The organism is Pseudarthrobacter sp. fls2-241-R2A-168 (genome assembly GCF_030209335.1).
GTDB lineage: Bacteria > Actinomycetota > Actinomycetes > Actinomycetales > Micrococcaceae > Arthrobacter.
Map to the genome: position 1 here is coordinate 334,824 of NZ_JARVSG010000004.1, position 21,541 is coordinate 356,364.

Here is a 21,541-nt window from a genome sequence, read left to right on the forward strand (position 1 = left end):
TCCGGGCCTTTGTGACGCTCTTCGGACGGGACCTACAGTCGATGCATGACTGATACAGCTCTAGCCGGAGCGTCCGCGGACACCGCCGCCCCGAAGCGCCCGGCCCGCCCGTCCCGACCCGCCGCGAAACCGCACGGGCAGTGGAAAGTGGACGGCAAAACGCCCCTGAACGCCAACGAAACCTGGAAACAGGAAGACGACGGCCTTAATGTGCGCGAGCGTATCGAGACCATCTACTCCAAAGAGGGCTTCGACGCCATCCCCGGCCAGGACCTGCACGGCCGGTTCCGCTGGTGGGGCCTCTATACCCAGCGCAAGCCCGGGATCGACGGCGGCAAGACCGCCACCCTTGAGCCGCACGAGCTCGAGGACAAGTACTTTATGCTCCGGGTGAGGATCGACGGCGGTGCGCTCACCACCGAGCAGCTGCGCGTCATCGGCCAGATCTCCGTTGACTTCGCCCGTGACTCGGCCGACCTCACGGACCGCCAGAACATCCAGCTGCACTGGATCCGCGTGGAGGACATCCCCGAGATCTGGACCCGCCTGGAAGGTGTTGGCCTGTCCACCACCGAAGCCTGCGGCGACGTTCCGCGTGTCATCCTGGGCTCGCCCGTGGCCGGCATCGCCAAGGACGAGATCATCGATCCCACCCCGCTGATTGAGGAGCTGGGCGAGCGGTTCATCGGCAACCCGCTGCTGTCCAACCTGCCCCGCAAGTACAAGACCGCGATCACCGGCCACCCCAGCCAGGACGTGGTCCACGAGATCAACGACTTCGCCCTCGTAGGCGTGCGCCACCCTGAGCTCGGCATCGGCTACGACCTCTGGGCCGGCGGCGCGCTCTCCACCAACCCGATGCTCGGCAAGCGCCTCGGTGCATTCGTCAAGCCCGAGCAGGCCGCGGATGTGTGGCTCGGCGTCACCAGCATCTTCCGTGACTACGGCTACCGCCGCATGCGCACCAAGGCACGCCTGAAGTTCCTGATGGCCGACTGGGGTCCGGAGAAGTTCCGCCAGATCCTCGAGGACGAATACCTGGGCTACAAGCTGGCCGACGGTCCGGCCGCGCCCAAGCCCACCACCCCCGGCGACCACATCGGCGTGCACGAGCAGAAGGACGGCAAGTTCTTCATCGGCGCCACCCCGCTGGCCGGCCGCCTGTCAGGTGCCGCCCTGGTCAAGCTCGCGGACACCCTCGAGGCCCGCGGCTCGTACCGGCTGCGCACCACGCCGCACCAGAAGCTCGTAGTCCTGGATGTCGAAAAGGACCAGGTGGAGCCGCTCGTGGCCGAGCTGGACGCCCTGGGCCTGTCCGCCCGCCCGTCCGTGTTCCGACGCGGCACCATTGCCTGCACCGGCATCGAGTACTGCAAGCTGGCCATCGTGGAGACCAAGCACACGGCCGCCACCGCCGTGGCCGAGCTGGAACGCCGCCTGGCCGACCTGGCCGGGTCCGGCGAACTGCCGCACGCACTGTCCCTGCACATCAACGGCTGCCCCAACTCCTGCGCCCGCATCCAGACGGCGGACATCGGCCTCAAGGGCATGATGCTTCCCACGCCCGACGGCGACCCCTCCCCGGGCTTCCAGGTCCACCTGGGCGGCGGGCTGGCTTCCAACGACCGCGAGGAAGCAGGCCTGGGACGCACGGTCCGCGGCCTCAAGGTGTACGTCGACGACCTGCCCGACTACGTGGAGCGCGTAGTCCGCACCTTCGTGGCCCAGCGCGCCGAAGGCCAGACCTTCGCCGAATGGGCACACGCAGCAGACGAGGAGGCACTCCAGTGAGTAAGCACGCACTCGGACTGGACCCGGTGGTTGCACCTGCCGAGGCAGAAGCGACGGTGGTTGAGCTTGTCGAAACCAAGGCAACCACTGCCCCCAAGCTCCGCAGCAAGGATGAGCTGAAGGCCCTCGCCGAAGCCGGCGCCGCCGAGCTCGGCTGGGACGCCCCCGCCCGCGACGTTATTGCCTGGGTGGAGCGCAACTTCGACCTGCCCGCAGTGGCCGTCGCCTGCTCCATGGCCGACGCCGTCCTGCCGGCTCTCGTCGCGGACCAGCTGCCCGGCGTCGACGTCCTGTTCCTGGAGACCGGCTACCACTTCCCGGAAACCTACGCCACGCGTGACGAGGTGGCCGCAAACCTCCGCGTCAACGTGGTGGACGTGCTGCCAGAGAACACCGTGGAACAGCAGGACCGGCTCCTGGGCAAGGACCTCTTCGCCCGCGACGCCGCCCAGTGCTGCGCCCTGCGCAAGGTGGCCCCGCTGCGCCGCACCTTGTCCGGCTACGAGCTCTGGTTCACCGGCGTCCGCCGCGACGAGGCCCCCACCCGGACCAACACGCCGCTGGTGACCTGGGACGAGGCCAACGGCCTGGTCAAGGTCAACCCGGTGGCCGCGTGGACGTTCGACCAGCTGGTCCAGTACTCGGACGACAACCTCCTGCCCGTCAACCCGCTGCTTTCCCAGGGTTACCCCTCCATTGGCTGCCAGCCCTGCACCCGGAAGGTGGCGCCCGGCGACGACCCCCGCGCCGGCCGCTGGGCAGGCACCGACAAGACAGAATGCGGACTACACGTATGAGCACTTACCTATCCGAGGAGACCACCCAGGTGACTGAAGCTGCCGTATCCACGCGCCTCTCCAGCCTGGACACCCTCGAGTCCGAGGCCATTCACATCATCCGCGAGGTTGTTGCCGAGTTCGAGAAGCCGGCCCTGCTGTTCTCCGGCGGCAAGGACTCCGTGGTGATGCTGCACCTGGCCACCAAGGCATTCTGGCCGGGCAAGGTCCCGTTCCCCGTGCTGCACGTGGACACCGGCCACAACTTCCCCGAGGTCATCGACTTCCGCGACCGCACTGTGGAGCGCCTGGGCCTAAAGCTCGTGGTGGGCTCCGTGCAGGAGTTCATCGACCGCGGCGAGCTGGCCGAGCGCGCCGACGGTACCCGCAACCCGCTGCAGACCGTCCCGTTGCTGGACGCCATCCAGTCCAACAAGTTCGACGCCGTCTTCGGCGGCGGCCGCCGCGACGAGGACAAGGCCCGCGCCAAGGAGCGCATCCTGAGCCTGCGCGACGAGTTCGGCCAGTGGGATCCGCGCAACCAGCGCCCCGAGCTGTGGAACCTGTACAACGGCCGCCACACCGTGGGCCAGCATGTCCGTGCCTTCCCCATCAGCAACTGGACTGAGCTGGACATCTGGCGCTACATCGAGCGCGAGAACATCGAGCTGCCCGGCCTGTACTACGCCCACGAGCGCGAGGTCTTTGCCCGCGACGGCATGTGGCGTGCGGTGGGCGAGGTGTCCCAGCCGCTGCCGCACGAGGACGTCATCACCAAGACCGTCCGCTACCGCACCGTGGGGGACATGTCCTGCACCGGAGCCGTAGAGTCCGACGCTTACACCGTGTCCGACGTCGTGGTCGAAGTTGCTGCCTCCACCCTCACCGAACGTGGCGCCACCCGGGCAGATGACCGCATCTCCGAGGCCGCCATGGAAGACCGCAAGAAGGACGGCTATTTCTAATGAGCACGATTTCCGAGATTTCGACAGGCTCAATCAACGAAGGCCTGCCCACCACACTTTTCCGGTTCGCCACCGCAGGATCGGTCGACGACGGCAAGTCCACATTGGTGGGCCGCCTCCTTCACGATTCCAAGGCCATCTTGGCTGACACGCTCGACGCCGTTGCCCGCACCTCGGCGGACCGCGGCTTCGGCGGTGAAAAAGGCGGCATCGACCTCGCCCTGCTGACGGATGGCCTGCGCGCCGAGCGCGAACAGGGCATCACCATCGACGTCGCCTACCGCTACTTCGCCACGGACCGGCGCAGCTTCATCCTGGCCGACTGCCCCGGGCACGTTCAGTACACCAAGAACACGGTGACCGGCGCGTCCACGGCGGATGCCGTCGTCGTACTCATTGACGCCCGCAAGGGTGTGCTGGAGCAGACCCGCCGGCACCTGTCCGTGCTGCAGCTGCTGCGCGTGGCCCACGTGATTGTGGCTGTCAACAAGATCGACCTGGTGGACTTCAGCGAGTCCGTGTTCCGCGAGATCGAGGCCGACGTGCAGCGGGTGGGCCGCGAGCTGGGCCTCGGCTCGGACGGTATTGCCGACCTGCTGGTGGTTCCGGTTTCCGCCCTTGACGGCGACAACGTGGTGGAGCGCTCCGAGCGCACCCCCTGGTACACGGGCCCTGCGCTGCTCGAAGTGCTCGAGACCCTGCCTGCTGCCGACGAACTCGAAAGCCACCTGGAGAGCTTCCGCTTCCCGGTGCAGCTGGTCATCCGGCCGCAAGGTGCACTGGCTCCTGATGCCGTGGCCGCCGGCCTGGAAGTTGAGGCCTACCGTGACTACCGTGCCTATGCCGGCCAGATCACCGAAGGTTCGGTCAAGGTGGGGGACAAGGTCTCGGTCCTGACCCCCGGCCAGGACCCGCGCACCACCACGGTCGTGGGCATCGACTTCGCCGGGGCCTCCCTGGAGGAAGCAGCGGCGCCGCAGTCCGTGGCCATCCGCCTTGCTGAGGAATTCGACGTCGCGCGCGGTGACACCATCGCCGCTGCAGGCACCGTCCGCGAAGCCTCGGCTGATCTGTACGCGTCGCTGTGCTGGCTGTCCCCGAAGCCGCTCCGGGAAGGACAGAAAGTGCTGGTAAAACACGGAACCCGCACCGTGCAGGCCCTGGTCCGCAATGTCAACGGCAAGCTGGACCTGTCCACCTTCAAGCTGGAGCCGGCGTCCACCTTGGAACTGAACGACATCGGCCACGCGCAGCTCCGGCTCGCCACGCCGCTGCCGCTCGAGAACTACCTGCACCACCGCCGCACCGGCGCGTTCCTGGTGATCGACCCGCTGGACGGCAACACGCTGGCTGCCGGCCTGGTCAAGGACCACCCGGGCGACCACGAGGACGAGCGCTACAGCATCTAAGTTCCGACACTAAACCGCGGCTTGTTCGCGAAACCCCGCCGTCAAGGCCAGGTTTTGCGAACAAGCCGCGGTTTTGCCGTTTCCCCGGGGGAACCGGTTCAGGGCGGTCTTGGGGGCCGGGCGGTAGCCTAAGACTCACGTTGGTCCTCATCCGGCAGTGGGAGGCTGCACATGGAAACCATCAACGGCAAGCTGCTCAACTGGGCATCCATCCTGGATGACCAGACCCGGGAGCAGGCCGTGATGACGGCCGAGCTGCCCTTCATTTATCCCCACCTGGCACTCATGCCCGATGCCCACCTGGGCAAGGGTGCCACCGTGGGCTCGGTGATTCCCACGCTGCACGCGATCATCCCAGCGGCCGTAGGCGTGGACATAGGCTGCGGCATGATTGCCGTCCGGACCCAGTACTCGCTGGCGGACCTCCCGAAGGACCGCAAGAAGCTCCGTGAAGACATCGAACGCGTCATTCCGCTCTCCGCGGGGCACAACAACAGGACCGTGCTGCCCAGCGCCGAGCCGCGGATCGCCGAACTGAAGCAGTTCGCTGCCAAATCCGGGTTCAATCCCGCCCAGTATGTGGCCAAGTGGGAGCTGCAGCTAGGGTCCCTGGGCTCGGGCAACCACTTCATCGAAGTCTGCGCCGATGAGGCCGACGCCGTCTGGCTGTTCCTGCATTCCGGTTCACGGGGCATCGGCAACAAGATCGCCCAGCATCACATCGGCGTCGCCCAGCATGTGTCGCGGAAACACCAGATCCGCTTACCCCACCCGGACCTCGCCTACCTGGACGAGGGCACACCGCAGTTCGACCGCTACATGGCAGAGCTGCGCTGGGCCCAGCACTTCGCGCTCCTGAACCGGGAGGAGATGATGGACCGCCTCAGCGCCCGGTTCGGCCACTGGGTGGGCGGCCGGGTGCAGGAACGCGAACGGATCAACTGCCACCACAACTTCACCCAGCAGGAAACCCACTACGGCAGGTCCGTGTGGGTGTCCCGGAAAGGCGCGATCCAAGCCGGCCCCGGCGATCCCGGACTGATTCCCGGATCCATGGGGACGGCGTCGTATGTGGTGGAAGGCCTGGGCAACCCCGCCTCCCTGAACTCCTCACCGCACGGGGCCGGCCGGGAGTACTCACGCAACGCAGCGCGCAGGACCTTCAGCCTGGACGAGCTGAAGAAGGCCATGCGCGGGATCGAGTTCAGGCCTTCGGAAGCGTTCATCGACGAAATCCCGGCCGCCTACAAACCCATTGACCAGGTGATGCAGGACGCCGCAGACCTGGTCAAGGTCCGGCACAAGCTGCGGCAACTGATCAATGTCAAGGGCAACTGAAGCCGCTCAGCCCCCATCCGGGTTCCGCTTCAGCGTGGCCTGGAGGAGGTAGGTGGTCTGCCGGCTGCACTGCTTGATCCGCCGGAGATGGGCGGCGGCCAGTTGGGGCAGCGCCACGGCCGGATCGCTGCCAAGGATGTCATGGCGCAGGGCCTGCTCGAGGTCCATGACCAGGCCCGCCAGCCGTTCCGCGCCCACCATCTGACTGGAGGTCTTGAGACTGAGCACGGCATCCATGGCGCCGGTGACGTCACCGGTGGTCAATGCCTGCCGCAGCTTCTCATTCCGTTCGGGCAGTTGCTCGATAAAGTTCTGTACGAACACCTTCCAGACGCCCTCATCGTCCTCGAGTTCATCGCGCAGCCTCTCCAGCACTGAAGGGTCCAGGAGCGGGGCATAAGCGTCGCCCTCGGTCACAGCAACGCCTCGAGGCCAGTCCCGGCGGCGGGCCCAACCACGTAACACTCATGCCTGCACAGCTCGTTACCCATGACCTGCCCCTATAAGTCAATTCGCTTATGAGCCTCCCCAGCAGGACTTTTATGGACGCTACGTGGCAGGGCGCCGGGAAGCACGAGTAGCGAGTACTCGAATCTTGCGGCCGGCGGCAGCGCAGGCCCCAAGTGGTGCAGCGGAATGTGACGCTAGATGAACCTTCGTGACCCCCCGTTTCCGCTTCGTTGAACGGGTTTGGGTCACTCCCTATGGTGAAACAATGACTAGTTCCAAGCCCGGGATGACCCGCATCGTGGCAGGCGAAAGCGCTGTTCCCCAGCGCAAGCGTGCCATCGAGGCTGCCCTCGCCATCGGGCTGGTACTGCTGATCGCCCTCGGCGCCGTGGTGGGGTCCACCGTTTCCCGCAATAGCGAGGCCCAGGCAGTTGAACCCGCTCCGGCCGCAGAACTGAAGCTGGGGTACTTCGGCAACGTCACGCACGCTCCCGCACTGGTTGGCATCAAGCAGGGTTTCCTGGCCGAAGCCCTGGGGAGCACGGCGCTCAGCACCGAGACGTTCAACGCCGGTCCGGCAGCCATTGAAGCGCTCAATGCCGGTGCCATCGATGCCGCCTACATCGGCCCCAACCCGGCCATCAACTCCTTCGTCAAGAGCAAGGGGGAGTCCGTCAGGATCATTGCCGGGGCCGCTGCCGGCGGCGCGCAACTGGTGGTCAAGCCGGAGATTAGCTCGGCTGCGGATCTCCGAGGCAAGACTTTGGCTTCCCCACAACTGGGCGGCACGCAGGATGTCGCCCTGCGCGCCTGGCTCGCGGACCAGGGATACAAAACGAACGTGGACGGCAGCGGCGACGTGGCCATCAACCCCACCGAAAACGCGCAGACCCTGAAGCTGTTCCAGGACGGAAAGCTCGACGGCGCGTGGTTGCCTGAGCCCTGGGCGTCACGCCTGGTGCTCCAGGCCGGAGCGAAGGTGCTGGTGGACGAAAAAGACCTGTGGGACGGCGCAGGCACCGGCAAGCCCGGCGAATTCCCCACCACCGTCCTGATCGTGAACCAGAAATTCGCAGCAGACCACCCGGACACCGTGAAGGCGCTCCTGGCCGGCCATGCGAAGTCGGTTGCCTGGCTGAACGAAGCGCCCGCGGAGCAGAAGGCCGCCGTCATCAACTCGGCCCTGCAGGAATCAGCAGGCGCGGCACTGGCGGACGACGTCCTTGCCCGGTCCCTGACCAACATCACCTTCACCCTGGACCCGCTGGCCGGAAGCTACCCCCGGCTGCTGCGTGACGGCGTGGAGGCCGGCACCACCAAGCAGGCTGACCTCAACGGACTCTTCGACCTCCGCCCCCTGAACGAGGTCACCGCCGCCACAGGCAGCACCGCCAAGATTTCCGCCGCCGGCCTCGGCCAGAACTGATCCACCCCACCTAACTAAGGACGGCACCATGCCAGTCGTACTGGAAAACCTGGGCAAGCGCTTCGGCGATGGCGCCCCGGTGCTGGACGACGTCAACGCCAACATCGGCCAGGGCGAGTTCGTCGCCCTCCTCGGTGCCTCCGGCTGCGGCAAATCCACCCTGCTGAACATCATCGCCGGACTCGAGGCGCCGACGTCGGGCGCCCTCGAAGTGCCCAGCGACGGTGCCGCGTTTATGTTCCAGGACGCCGCGCTGTTCCCCTGGCTTACGGCCCGGGAGAACATCGAACTGGCGCTCAAGCTGCGGGGCATGGGCAAGGCCGAGCGCAAGGCGAAGGCGCAGGAGCTCCTAGAGCTGGTGCACCTCGGCACCGCGGGGGACAAGCGGCCGCATGAGCTCTCCGGCGGCATGCGCCAGCGCGTCTCCCTGGCCCGGTCCCTGGCACAGGACCGGCAGCTGCTGCTGATGGACGAGCCGTTCGCCGCCCTGGACGCGATCACCCGCGACCTGCTGCACGACGAACTTGAGCGCATCTGGAAGGAAACCGGTCGCACCATCGTTTTCGTGACCCACAACGTCCGCGAGGCTGTCCGGCTGGGCCAGCGCGTGCTGCTGCTGTCCTCCCGCCCCGGCCGCGTTGTCCAGGAATGGGCCGTCACCGAGGAACACCGAACCGATGCCGGGCTTGCCGGCCAGCTGACCGGGGTCATCACCGCCCGGCTGCGTGAGGAGATTCGCCGCCATGCCAAGTAACTCCGTGTCTGATCCGTTGGTTGAGCCTGTCGAAACCCCCCACGTCCATGCCGCTTTGACGCGGACTTCCACCGGCCACGAGGACCTGCGGGAACTTGAATCCGGCCTTGACTCCCTGCAATCCGACGCCGACCGTAAACACCGGGTGGACTGGAGCCGGGTACTCCTGCCCATCGCCGCGCTGGTGGTTCTGGTGCTCATCTGGCAGTTCTACGTCTCGCTCGGGGTGAAGCGCCGCGACCTGGTGCCGGGTCCGCTGGACGTGGTGACCCAGATGGGCGTGCTCTGGAACGAAGGCAAGCTCCAGGAATCCGTCTGGACCTCCATGCAGCGCGGCATCATCGGGTTTGTGATCAGCGTTGTCATTGCCACCCCCGTGGGCCTGCTGCTGGCCCAGGTGGCTCCGCTCCGCAGGGCTTTCGGGCCGCTGATTTCCGGTTTGCAGGTGCTGCCATCGGTGGCCTGGGTGCCGGCAGCCATCATCTGGTTCGGGCTGACCGACGCCACCGTGTACTTCGTGATCTTTATGGGCGCCATCCCGTCCATCATCAACGGGCTCATTTCGGGCGTGGACCAGATCCCGCCGCAGTACCGCCGCGTGGGTACCGTCCTGGGTGCGTCCCGGCTCCAGATGGCGCTGCAGATCATCCTTCCCGCCGCGCTTCCAGGATACCTGAGCGGCCTCAAGCAGGGCTGGGCGTTCTCGTGGCGCTCACTGATGGCCGCGGAAATCATCGCCGTAGGCGGCACCATCGGCTTTGGCCTGGGCTCGCTCCTGGACCAGGGCCGGCAGCTGTCCGACATGTCGGTGGTGATGGCCGCAATCCTGCTGATCCTCGCCGTTGGCATCCTGATCGAGCTGCTGGTGTTCGCACCGATCGAAAAAAGGCTCCTGCGCAGCCGCGGCCTTCTCTCCGGCAGCACCCGCTAAGCCAGCCCGTTCCAAACCTCCAGCAAAGCCCGACGGCAACTCCCGCCGTCGGGCTTTGCTGTTTCATGGCGACTTCACGGCCTCCAGCCGCCGAACCGGGGCACTTTGACACGGACACGCCGCGGATCAAGCCTGCGCCCGCTGGAATTGCCGCCAATATGCCCCAGGACGGTCGACGACGGCGGCGAACCAGTATGTGACGCAGCGTTACCTTACGTGAACTGGTGTTGCTCGGCCTTTGTGGGCGATTGTGACGCGGCCCTACCGTTGATTCATGGCAATTCAGGATATCTACCCCACAGCACTGCGCCTCCTTGGCCGCCCCGTGCTGGTGGTGGGCGGCGGCCCCGTTGCTGCACGCCGCGCCAAGGGGCTGCTCGACGCCGGTGCCCGGGTCACCGTCGTGGCTCCGGTTGCCTCCGCCGCACTCCAGGAACTGGCCGGCGCCGGCCTCCTCACCTGGGAGGCGCGCACCTACTCTTCCTCCGACGTCGACGGCGTCTGGTTCGTCCAGACCGCCACCGGTGATTCCGCCGTGGACGCCCAGGTTTCCGCCGACGCCGAGGCGCAGCGCATCTGGTGCGTCAACGCCTCCGACCACGAAGCCTCAGCTGCCTGGACGCCTGCCGTCGCAGAAGTGGACGACGTCAAGATCGCCGTGAACGCCGGGGGAGACCCGCGCCGCGCCATGGCCGTGCGCGACGCCGTCGCCACTGCGCTGGAAACGGGCGACCTGCCGCTGCGCCGCCGCCGGGCCGCCCGTAATGGTTCCGTCGCCCTGGTGGGCGGCGGTCCAGGCGACACCGGCCTCATCACCGTCCGCGGCCGCCGGCTCCTCGGCCAGGCCGACGTTGTGGTGGCAGACCGCCTGGGCCCCCGCGACCTGCTCAACGAACTGGCACCGGACGTCCACGTCATCGAGGTTGGCAAGACCCCCGGCCACCACCCCGTGCCGCAGTCAGAGATCAACCGGATCCTTGTGGAGGAAGCCTTGAAGGGCCACCGCGTGGTCCGGCTCAAAGGCGGGGACCCCTACGTCCTGGGCCGCGGCGGCGAGGAAGCCGAATACTGCCGCCAGCACGGCGTCGACGTTGAAGTGGTTTCCGGCGTCACGTCCGCGATCTCCGTCCCCGCCGCAGCCGGCATCCCCGTGACGCACCGCGGCCTCGCCAAGGGCTTCAGCGTGGTGACCGGCCATGAGGAACTCTCCGAGGTGCCGGCCCGGCCCGACCACACCGTGGTGCTGCTGATGGGTGTGGGCCAGTTGCGCGAATCCGCGTCCGCCCTCGGCAAAGCCGGCCTGCCCGCGGACACCCCGGTTGGTATCGTGGAGAACGGTTACCTGCCCAACCAGCGCGTCACCATCGGCACCCTCGGCTCCATCGCGGACCAGGCGGAAGCCGCCGGTGTGGCCAACCCGGCAGTCATAGTCATCGGTGACGTGGTGCGCGTGAGCCCGTTCGCGCCGTCGCACTTCAAAACCGCTGATTACGGAACCACCACCCCCAACAGCCCCCGCAAGACCTCCGTTACCACCTAGCCCCCACCCAACTGGGTAGCGCCAAGTGTCGTTTTGAGCCCTCATAGCGACACTTAGCGCTACTTAGTTGGGACGGATCGAAGAAAAGGAACACAGCCGTGTCATCAAGCACCACCGTAGGTTCTGCCGACCGTCCGCTGCGCGTCGCCGTCGTGGGCTCCGGCCCGGCAGGCGTCTACGCCGCGGACATCCTCACCAAAAGCGAGGCCGTCAAGAGCGGTGAGCTGACCGTGAGCATCGACCTCTTTGACCGCTACCCGGCACCCTACGGTCTGATCCGCTATGGCGTGGCCCCGGACCACCCCCGCATCAAGGGCATCGTCAACGCCCTGCACAAGGTCCTGGACCGCGGCGACATCCGCTTCTTCGGCAACGTGGACTACGGCACGGACCTGACCATCGAGGACCTGCGCACCCACTACGACGCCGTCATCTTCGCCACCGGCGCCATCAAGGACGCGGACCTGAACATCCCCGGCATCGAGCTGGACGGCTCCTACGGCGGCGCGGACTTCGTCTCCTGGTACGACGGCCACCCCGACGTTCCCCGTGAATGGCCCCTCGAAGCCAAGGAAATCGCCGTCATCGGCAATGGAAATGTTGCCCTGGACGTGGCGCGCGTCCTGTCCAAGCACGCCGACGACCTGCTGGTCTCGGAAATCCCGGACAACGTCTACGCCGGACTGAAGGCCTCGCCGGTCACCGACGTGCACGTCTTCGGCCGCCGCGGTCCCGCCCAGGTCAAGTTCACCCCGCTGGAGCTGCGCGAGCTGTCCCACTCCAAGGACGTGGACATCATCCTGTACCCGGAGGACTTCGAGTTCGACGAGGAATCGGACCGCCAGATCCAGACGAACAACCAGACCAAGACCATGGTCGGCACGCTCACCAACTGGATCGCCGAGCAGCCCGAGGACGTCTCCGAGCTCAAGGCTTCCCGCCGCCTGCACCTGCACTTCCTGCACAGCCCGGTGGAGATTTACGACGACGCCGAGGCGCCCGGCAAGGTGGCCGGCATCAAGTTCGAGCGCACCGAACTGGATGGCACGGGCAACGCCCGCGGCACCGGAGAGTTCGTGGACTACCCGGTCCAGGCCGTGTACCGGGCCATCGGCTACTTCGGTTCCGCCCTGCCGGAGATCGAGTTCGACCACAAGAAGGGTGTGGTCCCGAACGACGGCGGCCGCGTCCTGGATGCCTCCGGCACCCACGTGCCGGGTATCTATGCCACGGGCTGGATCAAGCGCGGTCCCGTCGGCCTGATCGGCCACACCAAGGGCGACGCCCTGGAGACCGTCACCTACCTGCTGGAAGACCGCGAAAACCTTCCGGTGGCCAGCGTTCCGGCCGAGGACGCCGTGGTGGAACTCCTGGACGCCCGTGGCGTGAAGTTCACCAGCTGGGAAGGCTGGCTGGCACTGGACGCCCACGAACTCGCCCTTGGCGCAGCGGCCACCGAAGCAGGCGGCTCGCACGGTGTTGAGGTCAAGCGTGAGCGCATCAAGGTAGTGCCGCGCGAGGACATGGTGGACATCTCCCGCGACGGTGTAGCCGCGCAGGTCTAGCGCTTTCGAAGTCAAATCAGTGGGATGGGCATTTCTGCCCATCCCACTTTTTGGGCCAATAAAGTAAATTCATTGGAGAAACACTTGCCGGCCCCGGCCGGCCGCTGCCATTCCGCCTGCCCTTACCTAAGGACCCTCCATGAGCCACCCCAGCTACCCGCCTGCGCCCGAAAACAGCGCGTCAGTTCCGCCCGTTCCGCCTGCTCCGTCCGGTTTCGCCGGGCACTACCAGGGAGGACAGTCCGGCGGCTACCAGCCGGAGCCATACGGGCAGCTTCCTTACGCCGGCGGGCCGGGCAAGTCCTTCGTCACCACCTGGATCCTGTCCCTCCTGCTCGGCAGCCTGGGCGCGGACCGGTTCTATCTCGGCAAGATTGGCACCGGCGTCGCCAAGCTGCTGACGCTGGGCGGACTGGGAATCTGGGCCATCGTTGACCTGATCATCACGCTGACCGGGAATGCCAGGGACAAGGATGGCCGTCCGCTGGAAGGCTACCCGGAGAACAAAAAGAAGGCGTGGATCATCACAGTAATCCTCTGGCTCGCAAGCATGATTACGGCAATCCTGCTCACTGTCGTGTCCATCAGCATCACAGCTGCAGCCCTCGAGGGCCGGAACGTTCCCGTTCAGCCGCCTCTTCCCCCGGCCTCGCAGTCAGCGCCCGCTCCATCATCGGCAAGCACCACCGATGAAAACTCCCTCGTGGTCACCGTGTCCGAAGGCAACACCGTAAAGATCGGCGTCCTCGATTCCCTGTACACCACCGAGATCCCGGCCATGTCCTACCTGAAACCGGCGAACGGAGGGTTCCTGGTCTTCGAGGTCTCATGGGAGACGCTCACCGGAACCAGCACGGCCGCGCCGATGAACTTCGAGGTGTACGACTCGGAGGGCAACCAAGGCGAACGGATCTATCTTGAGGATGGCCTGGGCGGCCTGCCCACTGAGGAAGTGGGCGTCGGGGATCTCCGCCAGGGGCTCATTGCGTTTGACGTCAAGAAGGGGCCGGTCAAGGTAGTGGTCAGCGATGACTTCGGCGACCAGGCATCCACCTTCACTTTGACCGCGGAATAGTTAACCCGGCCGGGCTACTTCCCGGCTCCGCCTGCCGCCATCAGCTCCAGCCGCTTGAGCGTCTCGCGGTTGCGCATGGTGATCATCGGATCCCGCAGTGCCTTCGGGACCTTCTTGCCCGGGCCGCGGATAGCGTCCTCGGCCATGGTGACAAGGCACTGGTTGCCCTGGTCCTGCAGGGTGATCACCACTTTGGCCTCGCCCAGCGGCCAGCCGCGCGCCACCAGTTCCAGTGACTTCTCCGGTTCGGCAGCTGTCACGCGGGTGCTGTCGTTGATCACTAGCGGCCACGTGCCCACAGAATGGTGGAGGCGTGAGCCTGCCTGCGGCCAGGTGTCATCCACCGCGCGGATCCTTGAGGCACCCACTACCCAGCCGGAGTAGAGCCAGCCGTCGGCAATGACCCGCCAGACATCGGCGGCAGGGGTGTTGAACAGCTGTGACACGGTGGACATGGCGTTCCTTCCTGTAGTGGAGCTACATCCGCCCGAAGCGCGACCGGATGAGGGCGAAAATTCCGTAGGCGATGAATCCGGCCCCGATGGCAACCAGCAGGTAGGGGCCGAAGGGGTGGTCGCGGAGCGCCTTGAGGCTGCCGTCCAATCCCGTGGATTCGTTGGCGTTATGCTTCGCGGCGGCAATTACAAAGAGCAGCCCGGTGAGGCACAGGGCAGCGCCTTTGGCGATATGGCCTGAGATGCCCAGGCTGTCGATAAGCCGTCCGCGCCGGGTGCCGTCGAAGTGGAAGAGTTCCTCCTTGAACCCCCGCCGGATGCCCTTGAAGATGAAGTAGACGCCGATCCCGATGATGGTCAGGCCCAGCGCCACCAGCGCCCACAGCCCCCACGGGGTTCCCATCAGCGAAGCACTGAAATCGCGGGTGCTCTCACTGGAGTCGCCCCGCAGTCCGACGGCGAAACCCGCGAAACTGAGGCCAACACTGCCGTAAGCGATGGCCAGGAAGCCCGAGGAAACCAGCTTGGCCAGCCGCTCCTTGCGGGGAAGGCGGCGGGCCCGGAGCGTGGCTTCACTGGCCTGCCATAGAGCAAGGCCCAGGCACGCAGCCACACAGGCCCACATCACGGCCGGTCCCCACGCGTTGGCCGCGAGCTGTTCGATGGCGCCCGTGGGCTCGGCCTCTCCGGGCTGGCCGAAGGCCACCGCAATGGCGATGGCCCCGATGATGACGTGCAGCAGCGCCATAACCGCGAACCCGGCCCGGGCCAGGACGTCGAGGGCCGGGTGGTTCGAGGCCTCCTCGACGGCATCCGCTGCCTGGCTCAGGGTGGAGTCGCTGTCCGACATTGCTTATCCGTTCATGGGTCCTTCGGCGCGGATCTTCTCCGCGCCTGGTCCCTCGACGTGGACGGTGCAGCGGACCACCAACTGCCCGGGGGCGTTCTCCAGTTCCACGAGGGAATCGTTTCCGCTCAGCACGGTGAAGACTTCGGTTCCCGGCACCACTGCCACGCCCTTGGCTTTGGCAGTGTCCCGCGCATTCCCGAACGCTTCGCGCTGAAGCTTCTCCACGTAGCTGCCGTCATCTTCACGGGCGGGGTCACCAAAGGCCCAGCCGAACAAACTCCCTGTAGTACCCATGCCCAAGATATTACGCGTTGCGCCTGTACAAGACGGGCTTTCGTAACATTAGTAAGTGTGCTTACCATAGGCGCACCATGACCTTGAGGGGACACGGCAAGAGACGTCCGCAGGCACGGCATCTGTAACCAGTTCAACGTTAGGAATGCACATCATGGCAGGAAATCTTATTGCCCGGTCGGTTCACGACCTGACGGCAGCAGCATGGTTCGGTGGATCCTTGATGGGTGCCATCGGCCTGAACGGTGCGGCAGCGGCGGCCAGGGAGCCGTCAGAGCGGACCCGGCTCTCCAGTGCCGGGTGGATGAAGTGGGCGCCCTTCCAGACGGCTGCGTTCGCCTCCCACCTGGTGGCGGACCTCGCGATTGCCTGGGAAAACAAGGAGCGCATTGCCAAGCAGGACGGCGTGGCGCGGGACACGGTGATCAAGACGGCGGTGACGGTGGCGGGCGCGGCCGTGACGCTGTACTCCGGCATCCTGGGCAAGAAGGTGGAGAAGCTGGCCGATCAGGGTGCTGAGGGTGCTACGGAGCCGCGGCCGGATGCCTCGGATGAACTGAAGGCGGCGCAGCAGCAGCTCAAGGTGCTGCAGTGGGTCATCCCGGCGTTCGCCGGCCTGGTGGTCATCCTGGGCGCCAAGCACGGCGAGATGCAGCGGCCCAAGAATGTGTTCGCGGGCCTGCAGCGCTAACGCAGCAAAAACGAACGACGACGGTCCGGCGCCCAGGTGCCGGACCGTCGTCGTTCGTGATTAAAAGGCCAGGCCTAGACCGGCTGGCTGTGCGCGGGAGGCAGATTCGGGTTCATGTCCTCCAGGTTTGGATCCTCAGCCGTCCACACCTGGATGATGGCCCACGCGACGGCGGCAAGCGGCACCGACAGCACGGCACCTACGATGCCGGCCAGGATAGTGCCGGCAGTCAGTGCCATCAGGATCACCAGGGCATGGAGCTGCAGTGACTTGCCCATCACGATCGGCTGCAGGAGGTCGCCTTCGAGCTGGTTGACCGCCACCACCACGGCCACCACGATCAGCGCGACAATCGGGCCGTTTGCCACCAGCGCCACCAGGGCGGCCAGGATGCCGGCCACCGTGGCGCCCACCAGCGGAATAAATGCGCCGATGAACACAATGATGGCCAGTGGAAAGGCCAGGGGAACCTGCATGATCAGCAGTGCGGCGCCGATGGCCACCGTGTCCACCAGGGCCACGATGGCGGTACCGCGGACGTACCCGCCCAGCACTTCAAGCGTCCGGCTCCCCACCCGGCGCAGCTTCGCTTCCCGTTGCCCGCTGAAGGGCCGGAGGAAGAAGTTCCAGATTTTCGCGCCGTCCTTAAGGAAGAAAAACAGGATGACCACCATCAGGCTGGCCCCGGCAATGAATTCGGTGACCACCGACAGGCCGGTGATGGCGCCGGACCGGACCTGGCTGCTGGTGGCGAACTGCACAATCCCTTCGCGCGCCTGGTCCAGCTGTTCCTGCTCGATGGGAACCGGGCCGGTCAGCAGGAACTGTTCCAGCTCATCCAGCCCTGAGGAAGCCTGTGCCGCCAGCTCGCCCCACTGGTTGCGGACCGAAAAGTAGATCACGGTGGAAATACCGGCGAGCAAAGCCAGCAGGGCGAAGAAGGCGATGCCGGTGGCCACTCCGCCGGGGAGCCCGCGGCGCCGGAGCATGTTGACGAACGGTCCTATCGCCGCGGCCAGGATCAGCGCGATCAGGACCGGAATGACCAGGAGTTTGATCTGCATCAGCGCGTAGACGGACACCACCGCGACCGTCAGGATCAGCAGGACCTGGGCCGCGCGGGTGCCCACCCTGCCCAGCCCGTCAGTCCAAAGTGCGCTGGGCTGTTTGGCCGGGCGTTTCCTTGGAGCCGCGGCCGGTTCGTGGCCGTTTGGATGTGGCGCCGGTAGCGGTTGCGGGGTATCGGTGCCCGGCACCTGTTCGGTCAGGCGTGCTCGCGCCATGGGGAACTCCTCATTCGTCGGCGGGTACCCTGGTGCGCGTGTAGGAGCACGCCAGGAAGACAACCTTCGTCGAATAGTAAGCCTACTGACCGATTAGGGGCCGGTGAAACCCCGTGCCGCCGCATTTCCCTCCGAAGGGGGAGCCGCTACGCCGCCAGCCACTCTGCGCAGGAGTTGAGGTTCCGGTTTACGGTGGCCACGGACCCGTCCTCATCGCCCTGCTCTATGGCCTCGAGCAGTAGGTCATGCCCCTCGTGCTGCAGCCCGTCGAATCCGGGCCGGAGAAGCTGTTTGAGCATGTCCTCATGGACCACGGCGCCGAAGCTGACGTAGAGCTCATGCAGCAGGGGGTTGCCGGAGGCCTGGGCCACCCGCTCATGGAAACCCCAGTCGGCACGCGCCCAGGCCGCATAGTCTTGGCTTTTCCAGGCCTGGGCCCGGTCGCTGAGGAGCGCGCGCAGGGCCGCGACGTCGTCGGGTGTGGCATGGCGCGCTGCGAGCCGGGCCGCCTGGGTGTCCAGGCCGAGGCGGACCTCCAGGATGTGGGCCTCCGTGTGGTCCTGGTACATGCGGCGGGCGGCACCGGAGATCTCGCTGGTGGCGCGGACGTAGGTGCCGTCTCCGCGGCGCACTTCCAGCATGCCGCTGTGCGCCAGGGCCTTGATGGCCTCGCGCAGCGTGCCTCGCGAGACGCCCAGATCCGTCATCAGTCCGGTCTCGGAGGGGATGCGCTGGTGCAGGGGCCATTCGCCTGAGTGGATCATGGCGCGAAGCTTTGCCGTGACTTCCTCGGCAAGCGGCGGACGGTGTGAGGTACTGAGGGCCATGGCGTCCTACTTCCGCCCGGCCGCGGGGGATTCGGCCGCGGAAGATCCTGCCGTGCGGACGGCCATGGCGCCAGTTGCGCCGCGGGTCATCGCGCTGCCGGTGATCAGGTGCGCCACCACAATCTGGACCAGTGACAGGAAAAGCAGTAACGCAAGGGGCAGGATCCAGCCGCCGGTGGCGCTGTGCAGCAGTCCCATGCCGAAGGGACCGGCGGTGGCAAGCAGGTATCCGCTGGACTGGGCAAGGGTGGAAAGTGCTGTGGTTTCGGCCGTGCTGGCTCCGCTCCGGCTGATCATCACCATCACCAGCGGGAAGATACCCAGGCCGAACCCCAGCAGGACCGCGGGAACAACGGCCAGGGCCACCGGCAGGACCAGGAGCAGGGCAGGTCCCGCGGCCATGGTGATGCTGACCAGGTAAAACGCCGGGCGCAGCATCCGGGGGCGGGAACCAATGGCAATGAGCAGCATGCCCGCAGGAACGGACACCAGCTGCATCAGCCCGAACATCAGCCCGCTGTCCGAGGCGTTCATGCCCATGGTGGTGAGCATGTACGGGAACCAGCTCAGCAGCGCATAGGCCAACAGGGCCTGGAGCGTGAAAATTGCCGTCAGGAGCAGCCCTTTCCGGGTCCGCAGCAGCGGCCAGGGGGACACATGCCGGGCCGCGGACCGGGTGCTGTTGCGGTGTACGTGCAAGGCGACGGGGAGGAAGCCGAGGAACGCGGCGACGGCGGTGATTCCAATGGCGCCGACGGCCGCGGACGGCGATCCCAGGGCCTGCGCCAGCGGAACCACGGCAACGGCCGTGACGGTGGCCCCGGTGGTCATGGTCACCGTATAGACGGCCGTCATGAGCGACGTCCGGTGCGCGAAGTGTTCACGGATGAAGGACGGCATGGCCACGTTGCACACTGCCAGCCCGGACATTCCCACCACGCTGCCCAGTACCAGCATTCCGGTGGCGGGGATGCCGCGGAGCAGGAGCCCGCCGGCCAGCATGGAGAGTGACAGCAGGATGGCCTTCTCCACGCCCAATTTGCCTGTCAGCCAGGAGGTACCGGCGCCGGCCAGGGCGAAGCAGAGTGTGGGGATGGAGGGGATGATGGCAGCCACGAGGGGTCCGTAACCCAATACGGTCTGCAGGTCGTGCAGAAGCGCCGATGCCCCGGTGATGCCCGCCCGCAGGTTGAGCCCGATGAGTACCAGAGCTATCACGCCGAACACGACGGCGGAGCGCGGCTTGGTTGCCTCGCCTCCAGAAGTGCCCGCAACAGCGGGCGCGGCAGTCCGCACTTGGGCCGAAGCAGTGGCAGGCGCCGAAGCATGTGCGGTGTACGGGATTGCAGGGGAGGGGGGAGTGGCGGGCATCTCCCAAGGCTAAAGGTTAGACGTTTGATGTTTCCAGTTTTGTGGTCAAGCTCTCCCGCCGCTGCCTGCCCGGGCAATAGACTGCCAGCGGGGGCTGGGGCGCCAATCCGTCCAAGCCATGCGTGACGAGTGCGGAAGGACGGCTGTGATGGCTTCCGAGGGAATTGAGATCGAGAAGAAGTACGACGTCGGTGAAGACGCCGCAGTGCCCGCGCTGGAAGAACTGCCGGGTGTGGCCAGCGTCGGGACGCCGCATACTGCCGTCCTGGAGGCCGTCTACTTCGATACGGACAAGCACACGCTCGCCTCCCGCCGCATCACCCTGCGCCGCCGCACCGGTGGGGCCGACGCCGGCTGGCACCTGAAGCTGCCGCCGGAAGCAACCACTGAAACAGAACCCCAGCACCGCCGCGAGGTGCACGCACCGCTGGGCCAGCCCGACGTCGTGCCTGACAGCCTGATGGCGCATGTCCAGGCTCACCTTCGGGGAGCCGACGTGAGGCCCGTAGTCCGGCTTCAGACCCGGCGTACCACCCACGCGCTGTACGCCGGGGACGGGACGCACCTGGCGGACCTGGCAGATGACTGGGTGGAGGCAGCCCGCCTGCACCCCGGAGACGCGGAAGAACAGCCGCAGAGCTGGCGCGAGTGGGAACTCGAGCTGGTTCACGGCGGGCCGGAGCTGTTCGAGCCCGCCGAGCCGCTGCTCCTGGCTGCGGGAGCCCGTCCGGCCGGCCACGCATCCAAGCTGGCCCGGGCCCTCGGGGGCGCGTCAAAGGCGGGCGCAGCGCTGGAAGGCCAGGCAGCCCCGGTGGAACTGCAGGCCGGAAAGAAGGCACCGGCCGCCGCCGTCGTCACCGTCTACGTGACGGAGCAACTGCGGCGGCTCCTCGCCGAGGACGCCGCGGTCAGGCTGGAGGAACCCGAGGGCATCCACAACATGAGGTCCGCCATCCGCCGGCTCCGGTCGGTGCTGGCCGCGTACAAGAAGCTGTACCGGGCCACGCCCGTCCGGCGTTTGCGGGATGAGCTGGACTGGCTGGGCCAGCTGCTGGGCGATCCGCGGGACGCCGAGGTGGTCCTGGCAGGGCTGCGCAGCCAACTGGCCGGGCTTCCGCCGGGTGCCGGCACGGACGCCGTCCGCGAGCAGGTGGAGCGCAAGGCCGGAGCGGCATTTGACGCCGGTTACCGCCAGGTACACGACGCCCTGCAGTCCGAGCGGTATTTTCGGCTGCTGGACAACCTGGAAGACTTCCGCGATAAGCCGCCGGTGAGGGCGGATGAGGTGGCGGCAGGCCGCCGGCTTGCCGTGAAAGCCGTGGACAAGTCTGTGCGCAGGCTGCGGCGCTCGCAGAAGGCCGCCCGCCAGGCCCGGCGCGGCACGGATTACGAAAACGCACTCCACCAGGTCCGCAAGGAGGCCAAGCGGTTGCGGCATGTGGCCGAGCTGGCGGTGCTGGTGAAGGGCAAACGCGCCGGGAAAGTGGCCAAGGCAGCCCACAAGCAGCAGAAAATCCTCGGCGGCTTCCACGACGCCGTGGTGGCCCGGAAGCTGCTGCAGGACTTGGAATCGGGCCCTGCCATGGCGGAGGCCACGGCCGAGACGCTGGCGGTGCTTCGGAAACGCCAGGCCGACGTCATGGACCAGGCCGAGGCCAAGTACCGCAAGGCCCGGAAAAAGTCCCGTGGCCTGCTGCGGCGCGGGGTTCTGTAGGGGCTGCGCAAGGCAACGCGGGGTCAGATAACGCCC

General features: G+C 66.6%; 20 protein-coding genes. 13 read left to right on the forward strand and 7 right to left on the reverse strand.

Translation table 11 applies throughout. From position 1 onward, the window contains the following. Positions 1-45 precede the first annotated feature (45 nt). From QRN11_RS03485 to QRN11_RS03505, 5 genes are all read left to right on the forward strand, one after another. The gene (locus QRN11_RS03485) at positions 46-1,791 is read left to right on the forward strand and encodes a nitrite/sulfite reductase (RefSeq protein ID WP_285249900.1); all 1,746 of its coding nucleotides are present in this window, start codon (positions 46-48) and stop codon (positions 1,789-1,791) included. Then, positions 1,788-2,588, forward strand: a complete 801-nt coding sequence (locus QRN11_RS03490) for a phosphoadenylyl-sulfate reductase (protein WP_285249901.1) — start codon at positions 1,788-1,790, stop codon at positions 2,586-2,588. The genes QRN11_RS03485 and QRN11_RS03490 overlap by 4 nt, the downstream gene beginning before the upstream one ends. After that, positions 2,585-3,532, forward strand: a complete 948-nt coding sequence (gene cysD, locus QRN11_RS03495; RefSeq protein WP_142063877.1) for a sulfate adenylyltransferase subunit CysD — start codon at positions 2,585-2,587, stop codon at positions 3,530-3,532. The genes QRN11_RS03490 and cysD overlap by 4 nt, the downstream gene beginning before the upstream one ends. Beyond that, positions 3,532-4,941 (forward strand): sulfate adenylyltransferase subunit 1, encoded by a 1,410-nt coding sequence (locus QRN11_RS03500; RefSeq protein ID WP_285249902.1) that lies wholly within the window; start codon positions 3,532-3,534, stop codon positions 4,939-4,941. The genes cysD and QRN11_RS03500 overlap by 1 nt, the downstream gene beginning before the upstream one ends. Positions 4,942-5,112: 171 nt before the next feature. Continuing rightward, positions 5,113-6,279, forward strand: coding sequence for an RtcB family protein (locus QRN11_RS03505; RefSeq protein WP_285249903.1), 1,167 nt, complete (start codon positions 5,113-5,115; stop codon positions 6,277-6,279). 6 nt (positions 6,280-6,285) lie between these two features. On the opposite strand, the gene QRN11_RS03510 is transcribed toward QRN11_RS03505, so the two are convergent. After that, positions 6,286-6,696 (reverse strand): Hpt domain-containing protein, encoded by a 411-nt coding sequence (locus QRN11_RS03510; protein ID WP_285249904.1) that lies wholly within the window; start codon positions 6,694-6,696, stop codon positions 6,286-6,288. Positions 6,697-7,015: 319 nt separating this feature from the next. On the opposite strand from QRN11_RS03510, the gene QRN11_RS03515 reads away from it, so the two are divergent. The 6 genes from QRN11_RS03515 to QRN11_RS03540 all read left to right on the forward strand — a co-directional run bounded on the left by QRN11_RS03515 (position 7,016) and on the right by QRN11_RS03540 (position 14,020). Then, positions 7,016-8,155, forward strand: a complete 1,140-nt coding sequence (locus QRN11_RS03515; protein ID WP_285249995.1) for an ABC transporter substrate-binding protein — start codon at positions 7,016-7,018, stop codon at positions 8,153-8,155. Positions 8,156-8,183: 28 nt separating this feature from the next. Then, positions 8,184-8,909: an ABC transporter ATP-binding protein gene (locus tag QRN11_RS03520; RefSeq protein ID WP_050054183.1), complete on the forward strand. Its 726-nt coding sequence runs from the start codon at positions 8,184-8,186 to the stop codon at positions 8,907-8,909. Then, positions 8,899-9,840 (forward strand): ABC transporter permease, encoded by a 942-nt coding sequence (locus tag QRN11_RS03525; protein ID WP_091416234.1) that lies wholly within the window; start codon positions 8,899-8,901, stop codon positions 9,838-9,840. The genes QRN11_RS03520 and QRN11_RS03525 overlap by 11 nt, the downstream gene beginning before the upstream one ends. Before the next feature lie 274 nt (positions 9,841-10,114). Then, the gene (cobA, locus tag QRN11_RS03530; RefSeq protein WP_285249905.1) at positions 10,115-11,380 is read left to right on the forward strand and encodes a uroporphyrinogen-III C-methyltransferase; all 1,266 of its coding nucleotides are present in this window, start codon (positions 10,115-10,117) and stop codon (positions 11,378-11,380) included. 98 nt (positions 11,381-11,478) lie between these two features. Continuing rightward, positions 11,479-12,945, forward strand: a complete 1,467-nt coding sequence (locus QRN11_RS03535; protein WP_285249906.1) for an FAD-dependent oxidoreductase — start codon at positions 11,479-11,481, stop codon at positions 12,943-12,945. A 139-nt stretch (positions 12,946-13,084) separates the two neighbouring features. Beyond that, on the forward strand, positions 13,085-14,020 hold the full coding sequence (locus tag QRN11_RS03540; RefSeq protein ID WP_285249907.1) for a TM2 domain-containing protein: 936 nt from the start codon (positions 13,085-13,087) through the stop codon (positions 14,018-14,020). 14 nt (positions 14,021-14,034) lie between these two features. Here QRN11_RS03540 and QRN11_RS03545 read toward each other — a convergent pair whose 3' ends face one another. The 3 genes from QRN11_RS03545 to QRN11_RS03555 are packed head-to-tail and all read right to left on the reverse strand — an operon-like array spanning position 14,035 to position 15,619. Continuing rightward, positions 14,035-14,475 carry an SRPBCC family protein gene (locus QRN11_RS03545; RefSeq protein ID WP_142060614.1) on the reverse strand — a complete coding sequence of 147 codons (441 nt, stop codon included), beginning with the start codon at positions 14,473-14,475 and terminating at the stop codon, positions 14,035-14,037. Positions 14,476-14,497: 22 nt separating this feature from the next. Next, positions 14,498-15,325: a DUF1206 domain-containing protein gene (locus QRN11_RS03550; RefSeq protein WP_142060612.1), complete on the reverse strand. Its 828-nt coding sequence runs from the start codon at positions 15,323-15,325 to the stop codon at positions 14,498-14,500. A 3-nt stretch (positions 15,326-15,328) separates the two neighbouring features. Continuing rightward, positions 15,329-15,619 carry a hypothetical protein gene (locus QRN11_RS03555; RefSeq protein WP_091416212.1) on the reverse strand — a complete coding sequence of 97 codons (291 nt, stop codon included), beginning with the start codon at positions 15,617-15,619 and terminating at the stop codon, positions 15,329-15,331. A gap of 154 nt (positions 15,620-15,773) precedes the next feature. On the opposite strand from QRN11_RS03555, the gene QRN11_RS03560 reads away from it, so the two are divergent. Then, on the forward strand, positions 15,774-16,310 hold the full coding sequence (locus QRN11_RS03560; RefSeq protein WP_285249908.1) for a hypothetical protein: 537 nt from the start codon (positions 15,774-15,776) through the stop codon (positions 16,308-16,310). Between the two features lie 74 nt (positions 16,311-16,384). On the opposite strand, the gene QRN11_RS03565 is transcribed toward QRN11_RS03560, so the two are convergent. From QRN11_RS03565 to QRN11_RS03575, 3 genes are all read right to left on the reverse strand, one after another. Further along, positions 16,385-17,593, reverse strand: a complete 1,209-nt coding sequence (locus QRN11_RS03565; protein WP_285249909.1) for an AI-2E family transporter — start codon at positions 17,591-17,593, stop codon at positions 16,385-16,387. A gap of 146 nt (positions 17,594-17,739) precedes the next feature. Further along, complete coding sequence (locus QRN11_RS03570; RefSeq protein WP_091416206.1) at positions 17,740-18,420, reverse strand: FadR/GntR family transcriptional regulator; 681 nt, start codon at positions 18,418-18,420, stop codon at positions 17,740-17,742. Positions 18,421-18,426: 6 nt separating this feature from the next. Then, positions 18,427-19,791, reverse strand: coding sequence for an MFS transporter (locus tag QRN11_RS03575; protein WP_285249910.1), 1,365 nt, complete (start codon positions 19,789-19,791; stop codon positions 18,427-18,429). Positions 19,792-19,939: 148 nt separating this feature from the next. Here QRN11_RS03575 and QRN11_RS03580 point away from each other — a divergent pair, with 148 nt between their 5' ends. Then, positions 19,940-21,505: a CYTH and CHAD domain-containing protein gene (locus tag QRN11_RS03580; RefSeq protein ID WP_285249911.1), complete on the forward strand. Its 1,566-nt coding sequence runs from the start codon at positions 19,940-19,942 to the stop codon at positions 21,503-21,505. Positions 21,506-21,541 lie beyond the last annotated feature (36 nt).